At 72.6% G+C, this 15,010-nt stretch carries 15 protein-coding genes; 5 read left to right on the forward strand and 10 right to left on the reverse strand.

Going from position 1 to position 15,010, the window contains the following annotated elements; genetic code table 11:
* Both ACFY0I_RS32845 and ACFY0I_RS32850 read left to right on the forward strand, forming a co-directional pair.
* Positions 1-245 (forward strand): adenosylhomocysteinase (locus tag ACFY0I_RS32845; RefSeq protein ID WP_388902568.1); only part of this gene is annotated, 245 nt, incomplete at its 5' end.
* Between the two features lie 5 nt (positions 246-250).
* Complete coding sequence (locus ACFY0I_RS32850; RefSeq protein ID WP_388902570.1) at positions 251-925, forward strand: maleylpyruvate isomerase family mycothiol-dependent enzyme; 675 nt, start codon at positions 251-253, stop codon at positions 923-925.
* A gap of 115 nt (positions 926-1,040) precedes the next feature.
* Here the strand turns inward: ACFY0I_RS32850 and ACFY0I_RS32855 are convergent, their stop codons facing one another.
* Entirely contained in the window at positions 1,041-1,787 is a 747-nt protein-coding gene (locus tag ACFY0I_RS32855; protein WP_388902571.1) for a PIG-L deacetylase family protein, read from the reverse strand.
* A gap of 327 nt (positions 1,788-2,114) precedes the next feature.
* Here ACFY0I_RS32855 and ACFY0I_RS32860 point away from each other — a divergent pair, with 327 nt between their 5' ends.
* Both ACFY0I_RS32860 and mshA read left to right on the forward strand, forming a co-directional pair.
* A complete protein-coding gene (locus ACFY0I_RS32860) occupies positions 2,115-3,689 on the forward strand; it encodes a class I tRNA ligase family protein (RefSeq protein ID WP_388902573.1) in 1,575 nt (524 codons plus the stop codon).
* 205 nt (positions 3,690-3,894) lie between these two features.
* Positions 3,895-5,211: a D-inositol-3-phosphate glycosyltransferase gene (gene mshA, locus ACFY0I_RS32865; RefSeq protein WP_388902768.1), complete on the forward strand. Its 1,317-nt coding sequence runs from the start codon at positions 3,895-3,897 to the stop codon at positions 5,209-5,211.
* A 506-nt stretch (positions 5,212-5,717) separates the two neighbouring features.
* On the opposite strand, the gene ACFY0I_RS32870 is transcribed toward mshA, so the two are convergent.
* The 6 genes from ACFY0I_RS32870 to ACFY0I_RS32895 form a co-directional block, all read right to left on the reverse strand.
* Positions 5,718-6,770 (reverse strand): LuxR C-terminal-related transcriptional regulator, encoded by a 1,053-nt coding sequence (locus ACFY0I_RS32870; RefSeq protein WP_388902575.1) that lies wholly within the window; start codon positions 6,768-6,770, stop codon positions 5,718-5,720.
* A gap of 235 nt (positions 6,771-7,005) precedes the next feature.
* Entirely contained in the window at positions 7,006-7,464 is a 459-nt protein-coding gene (locus ACFY0I_RS32875) for a Fur family transcriptional regulator (protein WP_388902770.1), read from the reverse strand.
* Positions 7,465-7,534: 70 nt separating this feature from the next.
* A complete protein-coding gene (locus ACFY0I_RS32880; protein ID WP_388902577.1) occupies positions 7,535-8,464 on the reverse strand; it encodes a class I SAM-dependent methyltransferase in 930 nt (309 codons plus the stop codon).
* A gap of 194 nt (positions 8,465-8,658) precedes the next feature.
* Positions 8,659-9,138, reverse strand: a complete 480-nt coding sequence (locus ACFY0I_RS32885; RefSeq protein WP_388902579.1) for a GNAT family N-acetyltransferase — start codon at positions 9,136-9,138, stop codon at positions 8,659-8,661.
* A gap of 155 nt (positions 9,139-9,293) precedes the next feature.
* A complete protein-coding gene (locus ACFY0I_RS32890; protein WP_388902582.1) occupies positions 9,294-10,202 on the reverse strand; it encodes a M56 family metallopeptidase in 909 nt (302 codons plus the stop codon).
* On the reverse strand, positions 10,199-10,594 hold the full coding sequence (locus ACFY0I_RS32895) for a BlaI/MecI/CopY family transcriptional regulator (protein ID WP_362876433.1): 396 nt from the start codon (positions 10,592-10,594) through the stop codon (positions 10,199-10,201). The genes ACFY0I_RS32890 and ACFY0I_RS32895 overlap by 4 nt, the downstream gene beginning before the upstream one ends.
* A gap of 171 nt (positions 10,595-10,765) precedes the next feature.
* On the opposite strand from ACFY0I_RS32895, the gene ACFY0I_RS32900 reads away from it, so the two are divergent.
* A complete protein-coding gene (locus ACFY0I_RS32900) occupies positions 10,766-11,881 on the forward strand; it encodes an NADAR family protein (protein ID WP_388902585.1) in 1,116 nt (371 codons plus the stop codon).
* Positions 11,882-12,017: 136 nt separating this feature from the next.
* On the opposite strand, the gene ACFY0I_RS32905 is transcribed toward ACFY0I_RS32900, so the two are convergent.
* From ACFY0I_RS32905 to ACFY0I_RS32915, 3 genes are all read right to left on the reverse strand, one after another.
* Complete coding sequence (locus ACFY0I_RS32905; RefSeq protein ID WP_388902588.1) at positions 12,018-12,299, reverse strand: metal-sensitive transcriptional regulator; 282 nt, start codon at positions 12,297-12,299, stop codon at positions 12,018-12,020.
* A gap of 9 nt (positions 12,300-12,308) precedes the next feature.
* Entirely contained in the window at positions 12,309-14,579 is a 2,271-nt protein-coding gene (locus ACFY0I_RS32910; protein ID WP_388902589.1) for a heavy metal translocating P-type ATPase, read from the reverse strand.
* Positions 14,580-14,673: 94 nt separating this feature from the next.
* Positions 14,674-14,964 carry a heavy-metal-associated domain-containing protein gene (locus tag ACFY0I_RS32915; protein WP_388902592.1) on the reverse strand — a complete coding sequence of 97 codons (291 nt, stop codon included), beginning with the start codon at positions 14,962-14,964 and terminating at the stop codon, positions 14,674-14,676.
* Between the last annotated feature and the right edge of the window lie 46 nt (positions 14,965-15,010).

Consider the following 15,010-nt stretch of genomic DNA (forward strand, 5'->3'; position numbering starts at 1 on the left):
GCCACCCGTCGTTCGTGATGTCGAACTCGTTCGCGGACCAGACCCTGGCCCAGATCGAGCTCTTCACCAAGCCGTCCGAGTACCCGACCGACGTCCACGTGCTGCCCAAGCACCTCGACGAGAAGGTCGCCCGCCTCCACCTGGACGCCCTCGGTGTCCGCCTCACCACCCTGCGCCCCGAGCAGGCCGCCTACATCGGCGTCCCCGTCGAAGGGCCGTACAAGCCCGACCACTACCGCTACTGACCGCCGTGGAGACCGCTCGCGAAGCATCCGAAGTACGCGACCCCTGGCTCCCGGACCTGCTGCTGCGCACCGAACGGGACGCGCTGCTACCGCTGCTGCGCCGCACGCCCGAAGCCTCGTACGGACTGCGCACGGCGTGCCCCGGGTGGACGGCGCGGGACGTCCTCGCCCACTGCGCCGCGGCCCTCGTACGGATCGTGGAGGGCCGACTGGAGGAGGGGGTCTTCCTGCCCGCCGCGAACGCGGCCGATGTGGCCGAGCGGGCGGACTGGCCCGTGCCCCGGATCATCGACGAATTGGAACGCGGGCTCACGGAGGCCGGGGCGGCCATCGCCGCGGGCGACGGCACGCTGGACGCGGTGGCACTGGGGGAGTGGATCCACGCGGGCGACGTCCGCGAGGCGTTCGGGGCGCCCGGGGCGTACGGCGGGGGGAGCCTCGCGCTCGCCCTGCCGCTGCTCCGCACCACCAGCCGCAAGCGGGACACCCCGCGGCTGCTCGCCGACATCGACGGTCACGCGGAACCGCTGGACCTCGGCAATGCCGTGCCCGGCAGGCCTGCGGCCCGCTTCCGGGGTGACGCCGCGACGCTGATCCGGCTCTACTCCGGGCGCCCCCTGGTCGGGACGCGCTACGAACTGGAGGGCGCCGCCGAGGCGGAACTGCTCATCTACCGATGACCGATGACCGACCCCGGAAACCGGCCGGTTTCCGGGGTCGGTCGATGCGTCAGTCGGCGATGCGTCCGTCGGTCGATGCGCGCGCCGGCGGACTCCGCGCGCCGGCCGATCCCGGTCAGCAGTCGATCCGTACGACCTGGAAGGCCTCCGCCATCCGCCCCGCCGGCAGTCCGGCCGCCCGCGCGTGATCGCCGAGCCAGCTTCGCAACAGGCCCGACAGGTCGTCGAAGTGCGCGGTCTGCGAGGTGTGGATGCGCAGGGCCTCGACCTTGCGGTCGAAGACGGGCGTGACGTCGACGTACCGGTTCGGCGTGGGACCCGTCATGAGCCACAACTCCGGCACGATCCAGGGTTCCAGGCCCTCCTCCTTCAGGAGGGACGGGTGCGCGAACGGGTTCCGTGCCTCGGGGTAGATCGCCCGCAGCGCGGCATCGCCGACCGCGCGGTGGTCGGGGTGCAGGTCGGCGATGCGGCCCCAGTTGATCTCGGGGCTGGGTATGACGGCGCGCTGCGGGCGGACCTGGCGGATCACCCGGCACAGGTCGCGGCGCAGCTCCAGGTTCGATTCGACGTAACTGTCGGGGTAGCCGAGGAAGCGGACGTCGTCGACGCCGCTGCGCTTGGCCGAGTGGACCTGCTCGGCGCGCCGGAGGTCGCCCATGGCCTGGCGCGGCAGCCGCTCGTCGTATCCGCCGGCGCCGCCGTCGGTGACGATGCAGTACGTCACCCGGGTGGTGCCCTGTGCGATCCACCGCATGACCGTCCCGCTGACGCAGAACTCGATGTCGTCCGGGTGCGCGGCCACGACCAGCAGGGATTCCGGTGCGCTGAGGTCTGTGCGATCGGTCGCGAAGTCTTCCATGAGTTCAGCGTGTTGGGCGTGGACGTGGGCCGCAAGGCGGCCCCTCTGGCGTACTCGCGTCATGACATCTCTACGCCACCGCGCAGCTCGGGCGCCCTGCCCGGCCGTCGTGGGGCCGGAGTACGCCGGCCCGGGCGGCCTGGCGTTTCCACGCATGGCGTGAACGCGCAAGGCCTAACCAGACCGCTTGGTTCGTTTCTCTGTCACGCTTTGTCGGGGCACCCCGCTCTCCCCGGGTCCTCCCGCGGCGTGCGGAGCGGGGCGGGCGCCGCCCCTTCCGTTCCGAGTCTCGCTGCGTACTTCGCACCACAGCGTCAAGGAGGTCCCATGAGCACCCCCGTATGGATCACCGCGACCCCGCCGGCCACCCACGGCGAACTTCACGTCGGCCATCTCGCAGGACCGTACGTCGCTGCGGATGTGTTGTCCCGGTACCTGCGGGCCGAGGGCGAACCCGTCCTGTTCACCACCGGTACCGCCGACCACACCAGTTCCGTCCACGTCCGCGCGCTGCGCGCCGGCCGCAAGCCCGAGGAGGTGGCCGAGGGCTACCGGGAGGCGATCACGGCCGACTGGCTGCGCTCGGGCGTCGAGTTCGACCACATCGTGCGCCCGCGCCAGGACAAGGGCTACGGGCGCTGGCTCGCGGACCTGTTCCGGCGCCTCCACGCGGAGGGAGTCATCGCCGCCCGCACCCGTCTGACGCCATACTGCGAACCCTGCGGGCGCTGGCTCCACGGAGCGCACGTCACCGGCTCATGCCCGCACTGCTCGGCGCCCAGCGACGGCGGCATGTGCCACGAGTGCGCCCGCCCCAACGACGGCGGCGACCTGCTGGATCCGCAGTGCGTCCAGTGCGGGTCCGCGGCCACGCCACGGCGCTGCCGCCGCCTCTACATCCCGCTGGAGCCGCACCGCGAGGCCCTCGCCGACTACTGGGCCGCCACCGGCCTGCCGCCGCGCCTGGCCGCGCTGTGCGAGTCGCTCGCCGAGGACGGCCTGCCCGACGTCGCCGTGTCCCACCCGGCCGGGTGGGGGCTTCCCGTACCGGTCGACGGTTTTCCCGAGCAGCGCATCGACGGCTGCTTCGAGGCCGCCGCGATGCACCTCTTCGGTCACGGCGACCGACCGATGCCCGAACGGGCCATCCACTTCTGCGGCTTCGGCCACGCCTTCTGCCACGCCGTGCTGCTGCCGGTCCTGTTGTTCGCCCAGGGGGTCGAACTGCCGCAGAGCTTCTGCGTCAACGAGGCGTACGTCATCGACGACCAGGCGCTGTCCTGGGGCGCCGGGGAGAAGGCCTGGGCGCTGGACCTGATCACCGAGTACGGCTCGGACACCCTGCGGCGGCACGTCCTCCAGGCCCGTCCCGTGGCCGCCCGCACCGCCTTCCACACCGACCGACTGGCCGCTGCCCGCCGGGAACTGGACGAGGGCTGGAACAACTGGCTGTCGCGGTTGTTCGCCGCCGTACGGGAGGAGGCCGCCGGTCTGGTTCCGCCGGCACTGCCCGGCGGCGCGGGCTGGGAGGTTCTGGAACGGCGGCTGCTGCGCGGGGTGGAGGACCTGCGCGAGGCCTACTCGCCGGACGCCTTCGACCCCCGCCGTGCGATGGCCCTGCTCGACGAGATGGTTCGGTCGGTCTCCGACTTCGGTCACGTCAACGCGCACGAGGCGCGGCGTCCCACCGCGGGACGTCGACACCTGCCCGTGCTCGCGGCCCAACTGGCGGTGGCCCGCGCCCTCGGCGCCTGGGCGCGGCCGGTCATGCCCGAGGGAGCGGACCGGCTGGCCGCCGCGCTCGGGGTCGAGGCGGGCGGCCCGGTGTCCGCCGCGGTCCTCGTCCCACCGGTACCGGGCACCAGGCTGGCCCCGCCCTCGGGCCCGGTGTTCGGCTTCTGACCGGACCGGTCCTCCCCGGCCGCGAACGGCACCACGGCAACCCTGGCGACACGGCAACACGGCACCACGGCACCACGGCAACCCTGGCACCACGGCACCACGACAGAAATCCCTTCTTCGCCGCGTGAACCCGCGCCGGTCACACGGTGGTAGGGGCGCACGAGGCCCCTGCCCGTAGGAGCTCCACGTGTCCCTGCGCGTCGCCATGCTCAGCGTCCACACCTCGCCGCTGCACCAGCCCGGCACCGGGGACGCGGGCGGCATGAACGTCTACATGGTCCAGCTCTCCCGAGCCCTCGCCGAACTCGGCGTCGAAGTCGATCTGTTCACGCGCTGTCGGGGCGAGGCCATGCCGCGCTGGGCCGACCTCGGACCCGGCGTACGGCTGCGTCACCTGGCAGCCGGGCCGCGGGCCGCTCTGCCCAAGGAGGACATGCCCGCCCTGGTGGTGCCGTTCTCGCTGGCGCTCCTCAAGGAGGAACGGCGCTACGACCTGGTCCACTCCCACTACTGGCTCTCCGGCCAGGCCGGCCGGATCGCCGCCGTCGGATGGCGGGTGCCGTTGGTGCACACCGCCCACACCCTGGCCCGTGTGAAGAACGCGGCCCTCGCGGACGGCGACACCCCCGAGCCGGCGTCGCGGATCCGCGGCGAACACCAGGTGGTCGGCTCCGCCGACCGCCTCATCGCGAACAGCGCGGACGAGGCACGGACGTTGCGCCAACTGTACGGAGCGGAAGCGGGTCGCACGGAGATCGTCCGACCCGGTGTCGACCTGCGCACGTTCGACCCCGGGCAGGGGCGGGCTGCCGCCCGGGCCGCCCTCGGGCTGCCGGCCGACGCGTTCGTTCCCCTGTACGCGGGCCGCATCCAACCCCTCAAGGGACCGGACGTGATGGTGCGCGCCGTCGCCGAACTGCTGGAGCAGGCACCGGAACTGCGGCGGCGGACCATCGTCCCCGTGATCGGTGGGAACTCGGGTTCCGGGCCGCGCGGCGACGCGTGGCAACTGGCTCGGGAGTTGGGGGTGTCCGACGTGCTGCGGCAGCACCCGCCCGTGCCACCGGCGGAATTGGCGCAGTGGTACCGGGCCGCGGACGTCCTGATGGTTCCCTCGCGCAGTGAGTCCTTCGGACTGGTCGCCCTGGAGGCGCAGGCGTGCGGAACTCCCGTACTGGCATCGGCGGTCGGCGGACTGCCGACCGCCGTACGGGACGGAGTGACGGGCATGCTGGTCCACGGCAACGACCCGGTCGAGTACGCCCGGTGGCTGCGCTGGTTCGCGCAACACCCGCAGGCGTGCGCCGTCATGGGGAGAGCGGCGGCGAGACACGCCCGATCCATGAGCTGGCAGACGGCCGCCGCCCGGACCCTGGACGTGTACCGGGACGTACTGCGCGCCGAACGGTCGGGGCCGGGAATGAATGAGGCAGGAGCGACGGCACGCCCCTGCCTCGCCGACACCTCTCTCCTGGAGGGTCGAGAAGGCCGGAATTCCACACTAGCAGCTCTTTTGGGTTGACCAAGGGTGCGCACGTATGACGTCTCCGTTAACCCCCGTCGAAATGGCGGGAATTGGTGCGGAGGCGTCACTGACGCATGCCCTTGCGGGATTCTCGTCCAAGGACTCCAGATTCGCCTCAGGTGCGCTACAGAAAACTGGTCCGACCGGGGGCGGCATACGACAATGGAGATGTCTTCGAAGGAATTCCGACGGCACGGAACCGCGAGGACGCAATGGACCTTTCGCATTCCTGGAGGAATCATGTCGGCAGCGCACACCACCGCACCGCTCGCGAACGCCCGCCACGCCGCCCCCGCACGCCCGGCCTGTACCGCCGCCGCCCGGCCGGCGGCCCGGTCGAACGGCAACGGCTGGGACTGAACCACCCGGACGAGTCCCGCGACGAGCCCCGCAATCGCCCTCGGGCGGCCCGCGGGGCTTTTCCTTCGGGCCCGATCGGAGTGTTGCGCCGGTATTTCAGGCGGAGATCCCGGAAGGGCCCCGTGTGGTCGATGGGCGGTGAATCAATCCAGCCATCCGAGCCGCTGTGCCCGTACCCCGGCCTCGAAACGGCTCGACGCCCCCATTTCCTGCATCAACTCGGACAGCATGCGGCTCACCGTCCGCAAGGAAACCCCCAGGTTGCGGGCGACCTTCTCGTCCTTCATTCCCGAGGCGAGCATCTTGAGCGCGGCCCGCTGCTGTTCGGACAGCCCGTCGCCGCCGAGCTCCGGCGCGAGGTCGTCCCCGTACGGCGTGGCCGCGTGCCAGCAGTGCTCGTACAGCGCCAGGTAGGAGCGGACCAGGGCGGGGCCGCGGGCGAGGATCGCGCCGGCCGACCGGTCGTCGGGGTGCACGGGCAGTACGGCGAACTGCTGGTCGGCGATGATCATGTTCATCGGGGCCGCGGGCGACAGCCGGATCTCCACCCCCGCCTCGACCCGGCGGCGCAGCATCTCCACCGCCTCCGGCGAGGTGGTGATCCGCTGGTGGTAGATGGCGCGGATGCGCACCCCGTTGTCGATCTGTCTGCGGTCACGGCTGAGCACCCGGTCCGCGACCTCCCGGACCAGGGCCGTCACGTGCATGGACGTCAGGTCGTGCCGGATGACGTCCGTGATGTCCTCCAGCACCTGCTGGATCCGCCCGTAGTCGTCGATGATCTCGACCTCGACCTCGGAGCCGCTCAACGAGCCCGGGCGCAGGAACTTCCCGACCAACGTCTCCAGGGCGCTGTACGTACGGTCGGACTCGTCCAGATGTTCGCGCAGCCGCTCGCGTTCGCGTTGCAGCATCCGCAGCAGGGCGATCTCCGGGTCGACCACGGCGACCGCGTCCGGGCCCGGTCGCCAGGCCCCCGACTGGAGGTCGGCGCGGGTGGCGTGGGTGGTGCCCGTCGGCACGATGAGGCCGAGCGTGATCAGCTCCGCACGCCACCGTTCCCGCTCCTCGGGGGCCAGGCCGAGCTCCGTGAAGACTTCGTTGAGGTTGGAAACCCCGCGCAGGCGCAGCTGCTGATAGAGAGCCAGCACCCTGTCGGCCGACTGGATGCCGTCCCTGCCATCGCCCGTTGCCATTGCGAAGCGACCCCCTCATCTTACGAATCGACAGTCACACTTTGGCACATGCCCGCGAGGGAGTCCCCGCCCCCCGGAAACGGATGTGACCGGCGTCACATGTCGTGATCGGGGTGTGCGGCGCCGCCCCGGACCTGCCGGGACGGGGCGATCCCGGGTGGCCCGATGGCGTGCCCGGAGGCCCAACTCCCTTGCGGGAAAGGCTGGGAGGGGAAGCGGTGGGCCGTCGCCGGTGTCAGTCCTGCGCCGCGTTGAGGCAGTCGGGGCACAGCCCCTTGAAGATGACCTCCGCGTCGTCCATCCGCCACGTCCGCAGTTCCCCGCCCGCGGGCTTGGGGGCCTCGACCCGGACGTTCTCCACGCGCCCGCACCGCAGGCAGAGCGCGTGCTGGTGCGCCGGGCCCGAGACCTCGAAGACGGCCGGCAGACCCGGGCGGTCGAACTTCGTCGCCAGACCGGTCTCCAGGAAGTGCCGCAGCATCTCGTAGACGGCCTGGCTGGTCAGGGTGCCCAGTCGTTCGCGGGCGGTGGCCGTGATGGACTCGACGTCCAGATGGCCGCCCGCCGCCAGCACCTGGAGCACTTCGAGGCGCGGGCCGGTGACGCGCAGACCCACGTCGCGAAGGCGCTGGATCACCGCCTCCCGACCGGTCGACTCCTCCACGACAGCCATCGCCGCGCCACCCTCCGTCATCTGGTCCACTCAAACCTTTGGGGGCATCGTACCTCTTGCCCGGCCTCGTGGAGGGGGTGGGTGGCGGCCGTCAGGCGCGCGCCCGGCAGACGAGGAGGACGCTCTCGGTGCGCTCGTCGACCCGGTGGTGCCGGCGGTGTTCCACCCGAAGTCCCGCCGCGCGCAGGTCCGCTTCGAGACGCCGCGGGTCGACGATCCACTTCCGCGTGGTCCGCACCACGCGCTCGGAGCTCAGCTTGCCGGTGCGCACGCAGTGGTAGGAGATGTGTTCGCTCATGTCGTCCAGGTCGAAGGCCTGACGGGCCACGGCCCACTCCTCGACCCCGTCGAACCGGGGGACCGGGAACGCCATGGTGCGCACCGGTTCCTCGGACAGCCCCCGCGGCTGGTGCGCCGTGAAGTCCAGGGCGAGAGCACCGCCGGGTTCCAGGTGCGCCGCGATCTCGCGCAGCAACCCGGGCCGGGCGTGGGGCGGCACCGCCGCGATCATCGCGCCGGCCAGCAGGGCCAGCCGGTACGTGCGCCCCAGCCGCAGCTCGGCCAGATCGGCGCGGGTCGTGACGAGGCGGCGCGCCACCTGGGGCCCGATCCGTCGGCCCCAGGCCCGCAGCCGCTCCAAGCAGTCGGCGTCCCGGTCGATCGCCTCGACGGAGAAGCCCTGGCGGGCGAACGGGACGGCCAGCCGGCCGGAGCCGCAGCCCAGGTCCAGGACCGGGCCGCCGCAGCGCCGGGCGAGGCTCAGGTAGCGGACGATGTCCGCGCTGTGCGGGCCCAGCAGCGCGTCGTGCAGCCAGACGGCGTCCTCGTCGGCGGGGGAGAGCGATTCCAGGCCCGGCAGGAGGCCCGCGGCGGCCGGTACGGCGCCGGCGGCCGGGTACGTGACCGACGGAGCGGGGGCGGGGGCCACGAACCGTACGGTTCCCGCGCTTCCCACGGCCGGCGCGGGCACGGTGGGCACGACCGGCGTGAGGGACGGGAAAGTGCCGCTCGGTGTGTGCATCGCTCCTCCAGGGGCTCGCTCGGTCCGACCGTCCGAAGGCGGTGATCCCGTGCCGTCGGGAACGCTCCGCCGCTGGTCAAATCCTGTCCTGCGGCGCGGGGGTTGGGCCAGAGCGGCGGGCTGCGTGAACACGCGATGGCGTGGATCTGCCACGTCCGCCGGGAGCGGGGAAAAGCGTTGGTTCAGGCCAATCGTCAGAGCGTGCGGCCGAGCCGGAGCGGGGTGAGCGCGGTGAAGCCGTGATGGGTGAAGAACGGCAGGGCCGGGGCCTGTTCGACGGGGAGGCCGATCCGCTGGGACATCGCCCCGTGCAGCCGCATCCGGTCGGTGGCCGCCGCCAGCAGGGCCGTGCCGACGCCCTCCCGGCGCCGGGTCGGGGTCGTGCACAGGGCGTAGACCTCGCCCTCGGAAGCGACGGGCACGCCACCCGAGACGGCTCCCACGACTGCGCCGTCCGGACCGGCCGCGACCAGCCAACCGAGCCAGCCGGGCGCCCCGCCCGGAATTCCAATTTCCGCTCTTATGCGGGGCAGGGCGCAATGGTCCGACACCAGGCGGCCCACACGGATTTCACCGAGGATGCTGCCGTAGTCCTCGCGAATCGCCTCGGCGAGGAGCCGGGATATCGCCGTCGCGTCGCCGGGCGCTGCCGTCCGCACGTCAGCCAGCAGCATTTGTTCCGCCCCTCTCGCCGCACCGGTCCTGAGCCCGCACGCGCCCAGAATAGCGGGCAATTCGAGTGGTCGGGGGCAAGGGGAAATCTACGAATTGGCTTAGTAAATAGCCGGGTTGGCGGGAACGTTGGTGGAAGCGACGGACGGGGCCGCTTTCACGAGGTCCAACAACAGGCGACGACCGTGGGAACGATGACCGACATCGCGGCCGTCACCGCCAGCAGACCGCGCAGGACCGCGTGCCCCACCCGGTGCGGCGTCAGGATGCGGCGCATGCGCACCGCGGCCGACGGACCGCCCGCGGCGAACGCCCGGCGGGGCGCGTGACCGGCCGCCAACGCGTAGAGCGCCGTGGCCAGCGCGTCACGCGAACAGCCGCGCAGCGCCCGGTCGTCGGCGGCCATTTCCAGCAGCAGGGGCACCGCCTGCCCGCCGATCCGGGCCAGGGGCAGCCGGCGGAAGACGGTCGAATACGCTCCCGCCGCCGCGAGCAACAGGTGGTGCCGGCCCGCGATGTGGGCCCGCTCGTGGGCGAGCGCGGCGGCCAACTCATGGTCCGTCAGGACGTCCACCGCCCCCGAGGAGATCACGACCCGGCGCGAGCGCCCCGGCAGGCAGTACACCGCGGGGCGTGCGTCGTCCAGTACGGTCACCTCCAGCTCGGCGTCGTACCGGCCGACCAGCCGCAGCAGTTCGGCGTGCCTGCTGCGCGCCCGGCGGGCCCGCACGAGCTCCCGTACGAAGCCGGTGGCGGGCAGGGCCAGGACCGCGAGCGCCGCGGTGGCGGCGAGGAACTCGCGCGCCGTGGCGTCCGCCAGCCGCCGGGCGGAGGGCGGGCTCAGGGTCAGGGCGGCGTCGATGAGGCGGTGGCTGGTCTCCGCGGGCAGCACGAGTTGGGCGGGCAGGATCGCCGTGGCGAGCGCGAAGACGGAGCCGCACATGATCCACACGGCCAGGCCCAGCCGGGGCACCTGCTGGGCCCAGCGGGCGCGCAGCAGCATCCAGGGGATCACCAGGCCCGTGATCAGGGCGAGTCCGAGGGGCGGCAGGACGTGGTGGTTCACCGGGTGCCTCCGGTCGGGCCGGCGGGGCGGTCGGGGTGGGCGGCGCGCAGGGCCTCGTCCAGGGCCGCCACGTCCTCGTGGGACATCCGCTCCACGAACCGCAACAGGGTGGCCCTGCGGTCCTGGCTGTCGCCCAGGGCGTCCTGCATGAGCGCCGCCGTGTACTCCTCCCGGCTGCGCACGGCCTCGTACATCCAGGCCCGGCCGGACTTCTCACGGCTCAACCAACCCTTGCGGTACAGGATGTCGGCCACCGTCATGACGGTGGTGTAGGCGACCTTGCGGCCCCGGTTTATGTCGTCGACGATCTCGCGGACGGAGGCGGGGCGTTCCCACTGCCACACCCGGTCCATGATCTCGGCCTCCAGCTCTCCCAGCCGGCGTACGCGCATCCCTCTCGGCCCCTCCCGCTCGCGAGCGGCTCATGCTACGGCCCGCCCCGGCGGCGGGACCGTACCCGGCCGGGTGCACCGCCGGTACCGGACCCCGCCGGGGCGGGGCAGGGGCCCGACCGAGGGGAAAACGATGCGCGGCGGCGGCGGTCCGTCCGGCATCATCGCGTGATGATCGGCAATCGGACCACGCATCGCACCGCTGACGGAGTCCGCGTACCGGGCACCTGGCGACACGCGTTCATCTGCAACGGCGGCTCCTACTTCCTCACGGACCTCTTCATCTACGCCGACGGCCTCGTCGACTGCTGGGAGCTGGTCACGCTCGACGAGTTCGAGGAGAAGCTCCGCAGCGGATGGGTGGCCACCCACCTCCCCGAAGGCGCCCGCGCGTCCGCGCACTCCCTGGCCGCGTGGAAGTTCGCCGAACCGCACACCTGGCTGACGCCGGAGCTGCTGCTCGCCGAAGTCCGGGACACTGTCGATGAGTTGAATGGGCGACCGGACTCCACCGGCCGCTGCCTCGCGGTGGTGGACGTGTTCCTGAAGGACCGGACGGAGGACAACCGGGCCGCTGCCCGGGCCGCCTACCTGGCCATACCCGAGACGATGCGCCACTACGCGCTCGGCGACATGGACCGCAAGGACCAGCCCCTGCGCGTCCTGGTGGCCGGGCCGGGCGGGTACGCCCCGGGCCGACCCGGGGAGGCGGTGACGCCGCAGGAGTACGACGAGGTCATCGCGTACTTCGAGGAACGGGACCGGTGGCGCGCCGAGGCCCCGTCCCGGGTGCCGGCGGACGGGGCGGCGCGGTCCTTCGCCCCCGCGGTCAAGGTCTACCACTCGTATCCGCAGCGCGCCCTGGAGGACCCGGGCAAGAAGGCCCTGCGCAACGACTACCCCGCGCCCGTGACCCTGGGCGAGGTCACCTATCCGTCGGTGGCGCACGCCTACTGGGCCCGGTCCGTCGTCGAACCGGAGGTCCACGCGGCGGTCGTGGCCGCGGAGACGGGGGCCAAGGCCCGTACCCTGGCCGCCGCGGCGACGCGGCGCGAGGGCTGGGAGCAGGCCCGCACCGCGGTCATGGCCCGGGCGCTGCGCGCCAAGTACGAGCAGCACCCCGACCTGGCCGCGATCCTGCTGGACACCGGGGACGCGACCGTGCTCTACGACGACGCGGACTCGGGTTTCTGGGGAGAGAACGGCGGCCGGGGCCGCAACTGGACGGGGCGCCTCCTGGAACTCGTCCGGTCCGAACTGCTGGCCCGACGGGCCGGCATCGACTGACCGACCCGGGGCGCCTGCCGGGGCCGGGGCCGGCCGCGCGCGCAGCGGAGCGGCCCGGTCGGCGGATGTCGCCGACCGGGCCGCTCGGTCGTGGGGGCGGGGCGAGGGGCGGCGGGGCCGTCGCGGTCGGCCGGCCCTACGCGCGGACGAGACGGGCGATGGCCTCCGTGGCCTCGCTCACCTTCACCCGCGCGCCGTCCCCGCCCCGGGCGGCGGCCTCGACGACGCAGTTGCCGAGGTGCTCGTCCAGCAGGGTCACGGCGCAGGCCCGCAGCGCCGCGTTGACCGCGGACACCTGGGTCAGCACGTCGATGCAGTAGGCGTCCTCGCCGACCATCCGCTGCACGCCGCGGATCTGGCCCTCGATCCGCCGCAGACGTCTGATGACGTCTTCCTTCTGTTCACCGTAACCGGCCACGGGCGCTCCTCAGTTGGCGGCGGCCCGGAAGCCGCGCAGACGCAGGCTGTTGCCGACGACGAAGACCGAGGAGAAGGCCATGGCCGCTCCGGCGATCATCGGGTTGAGCAGTCCCGCCGCGGCGAGCGGCAGCGCGCCCACGTTGTACGCGAACGCCCAGAACAGGTTCGAGCGGATGGTGCCGAGGGTCTTGCGGGCGAGCCGGATGGCGTCGGCCGCCGCCCGCAGGTCGCCCCGTACGAGGGTCAGGTCACCGGCCTCGATCGCGGCGTCGGTGCCGGTGCCCATGGCCAGACCCAGGTCGGCCTGGGCGAGCGCGGCCGCGTCGTTGACGCCGTCGCCGACCATGGCGACGCTGCGCCCCTCGGCCTGAAGCCGCTTGACGACGTCGACCTTGTCCTGCGGCATGACCTCGGCGATGACCTCGTCGATGCCGACCTCGGCCGCGACGGACTCCGCGACGGCCTTGTTGTCGCCGGTCAGCAGGATCGGGGTGAGACCCAGGGCGCGCAGCCGCCGGATCGCCTCGGCGCTGGTGTCCTTGACGGCGTCGGCGACCTCCAGCACGGCCCGCGCCTCGCCGTCCCAGGCCACGGCGATGGCGGTACGGCCGGCGGACTCCGCCTCGGCCTTGGCCCGTTCCAGGTGCGCGGGCAGCGCCATCGCCCACTCGGCGAGGAGCTTCTCGCGGCCGACGAGCACCGCGTGCCCGTCGACGACACCCTGTACGCCGAGCCCGGGGACGTTGGCGAAGTCCTCGGGGGTGGGCAGCGCGCCGACCCGGGCGCTCGCACCGGCCGCCACGGCCTGGGCGATCGGGTGCTCGGAGGCGTGCTCCAACGCACCCGCCAGACGCAGGACGTCGTTCTCGGCGACGCCCTGCGCGGTGTGCACCTTGAGCAGGGTCATCCGACCGGTGGTGACGGTGCCGGTCTTGTCCAGCACGATGGTGTCGACCTTGCGGGTGGTCTCCAGCACCTCGGGGCCCTTGATCAGGATGCCGAGCTGCGCGCCGCGGCCGGTGCCGACCATCAGGGCGGTCGGGGTGGCCAGACCCAGGGCGCACGGGCAGGCGATGATCAGTACGGCGACGGCGGCCGTGAAGGCGGCGGCGAGGCCCGAGCCGGTGCCCAGCCAGAAGCCGAGGGTGGCGAGCGCGAGGCCGATGACGATCGGTACGAAGACGGCGGAGATCTTGTCGGCGAGGCGCTGCGCGGCGGCCTTGCCGTTCTGGGCGTCCTCCACCAGTCGGGCCATCCGGGCCAGTTGGGTGTCGGAGCCGATCCGGGTGGCCTCGACGACCAGCCGGCCGCCCGCGTTGAGGGTGGCGCCGGTGACGGAATCCCCCACGGAGACCTCCACCGGGACGGACTCGCCGGTGAGCATGGAGGCGTCCACGGCGGAGGAGCCCTCGACGACGGTGCCGTCGGTGGCGATCTTCTCGCCGGGCCGGACCAGGAAGCGGTCCCCGACCTGGAGGTCGGAGGTGGGCACGGTGACCTCACGGCCCCCGCGCAACACGGTGACCTCCTTGGCGCCCAGTTCCAGCAGCGCCTTCAGAGCGGCGCCGGCCTTGCGCTTGGAACGTGCCTCGAAGTAGCGGCCGGCCAGGATGAAGGCGGTGACTCCGGCCGCCGCCTCCAGGTAGATGTTCCCGGCGCCGTCGGTGCGGGCGATGGTGAACTCGAAGGCGTGGGTCATGCCGGGGGTGCCGGCCGTACCGAAGAACAGGGCCCACAGCGACCAGAGGAACGCGGCCGTGGTGCCCACCGAGATCAGCGTGTCCATGGTGGCCGCGCCGTGCTTGGCGTTGGTCCACGCGGCCCGGTGGAAGGGCCAGGCGGCGTACGTGACGACGGGCGCGGCCAGCGTCAGGGACAGCCACTGCCAGTAGTCGATCTGGAGCGCGGGGACCATGGCCATCGCGATGACGGGGACGGCGAGGACGACGGAGGTGATCAGCCGCTGCCGCAGCGGGCGCAGCTCCTCGGCGCCGTCGTCGTCCTCGCCGTCACCGGAACCCGAGCCGGAGGCGGCGTCCGTACGGGGAGGGGTCGGCTCCTGCGCGGTGTAGCCGGTGGCCTCGACGGTGGCGATCAGGTCCGCGACGGAGATGTCGGCGTCGAAGGTGACCTTGGCCTTCTCGGTGGAGTAGTTGACGGTCGCCTCGACGCCGTCCATGCGGTTGAGCTTCTTCTCGATGCGGGCCGCGCACGAGGCGCAGGTCATGCCGCCGATGGCGAGCTCGACCTGGGCGGCGCCGGGAGTGATGGTGGTCATGAGGGCTGCTCCTCGTTCGAGCGCGGGGTGGGGGCCGGGGCCCGGTGGACGGACCGGATCCCGGCGGCCGAGTGGTTCGGGGTGGGGCGGGGCGTCAGGCGCGGCCGGTCAGCTCGTAGCCGGCGTCGTCGATCGCGGCGGCGACGGCGGTGTCGTCCGGGTCGCCCGCCGTCGTCACCGTGACCAGGCCGCCGTCGACGTCCACGTCCACGGAGAGGACCCCGTCGAGCGCGCCGACCGACGTGGTGATGGCGGTCCGGCAGTGCCCGCAGGTCATGCCGGACACGCGGTAGACGGTCGCGGTGCGGTCGGCGAGGGCCGTGGCGGTGGTGGTCGCTCCGGCGTTCGTGCCGCAGCTGCCGTCGGGGGAGCAGCAGGAAGACATGGATTTCTCCTTGATCGGTTCAGTTGCCCGACCGGATACCCACTGG

The sequence above is a fragment of the Streptomyces sp. NPDC001568 genome (assembly GCF_042893755.1).
GTDB lineage: Bacteria > Actinomycetota > Actinomycetes > Streptomycetales > Streptomycetaceae > Streptomyces.

Bases quoted from the DNA above. Each gene is read 5' to 3' on its own strand.
- ACFY0I_RS32895 (WP_362876433.1), bottom strand. From the start codon at position 10,594: ATGCGCGTACGCCGGCTGGGAGAGCTGGAGGCCGAGATCATGGACCGG.
- ACFY0I_RS32910 (WP_388902589.1), bottom strand. From the start codon at position 14,579: ATGACCACCATCACTCCCGGCGCCGCCCAGGTCGAGCTCGCCATCGGC.
- ACFY0I_RS32875 (WP_388902770.1), bottom strand. From the start codon at position 7,464: ATGACGGAGGGTGGCGCGGCGATGGCTGTCGTGGAGGAGTCGACCGGT.
- ACFY0I_RS32900 (WP_388902585.1), top strand. From the start codon at position 10,766: ATGATCGGCAATCGGACCACGCATCGCACCGCTGACGGAGTCCGCGTA.
- ACFY0I_RS32915 (WP_388902592.1), bottom strand. From the start codon at position 14,964: ATGTCTTCCTGCTGCTCCCCCGACGGCAGCTGCGGCACGAACGCCGGA.
- ACFY0I_RS32860 (WP_388902573.1), top strand. From the start codon at position 2,115: ATGAGCACCCCCGTATGGATCACCGCGACCCCGCCGGCCACCCACGGC.
- ACFY0I_RS32885 (WP_388902579.1), bottom strand. From the start codon at position 9,138: ATGCTGCTGGCTGACGTGCGGACGGCAGCGCCCGGCGACGCGACGGCG.
- ACFY0I_RS32880 (WP_388902577.1), bottom strand. From the start codon at position 8,464: ATGCACACACCGAGCGGCACTTTCCCGTCCCTCACGCCGGTCGTGCCC.
- ACFY0I_RS32855 (WP_388902571.1), bottom strand. From the start codon at position 1,787: ATGGAAGACTTCGCGACCGATCGCACAGACCTCAGCGCACCGGAATCC.
- mshA (WP_388902768.1), top strand. From the start codon at position 3,895: ATGCTCAGCGTCCACACCTCGCCGCTGCACCAGCCCGGCACCGGGGAC.
- ACFY0I_RS32870 (WP_388902575.1), bottom strand. From the start codon at position 6,770: ATGGCAACGGGCGATGGCAGGGACGGCATCCAGTCGGCCGACAGGGTG.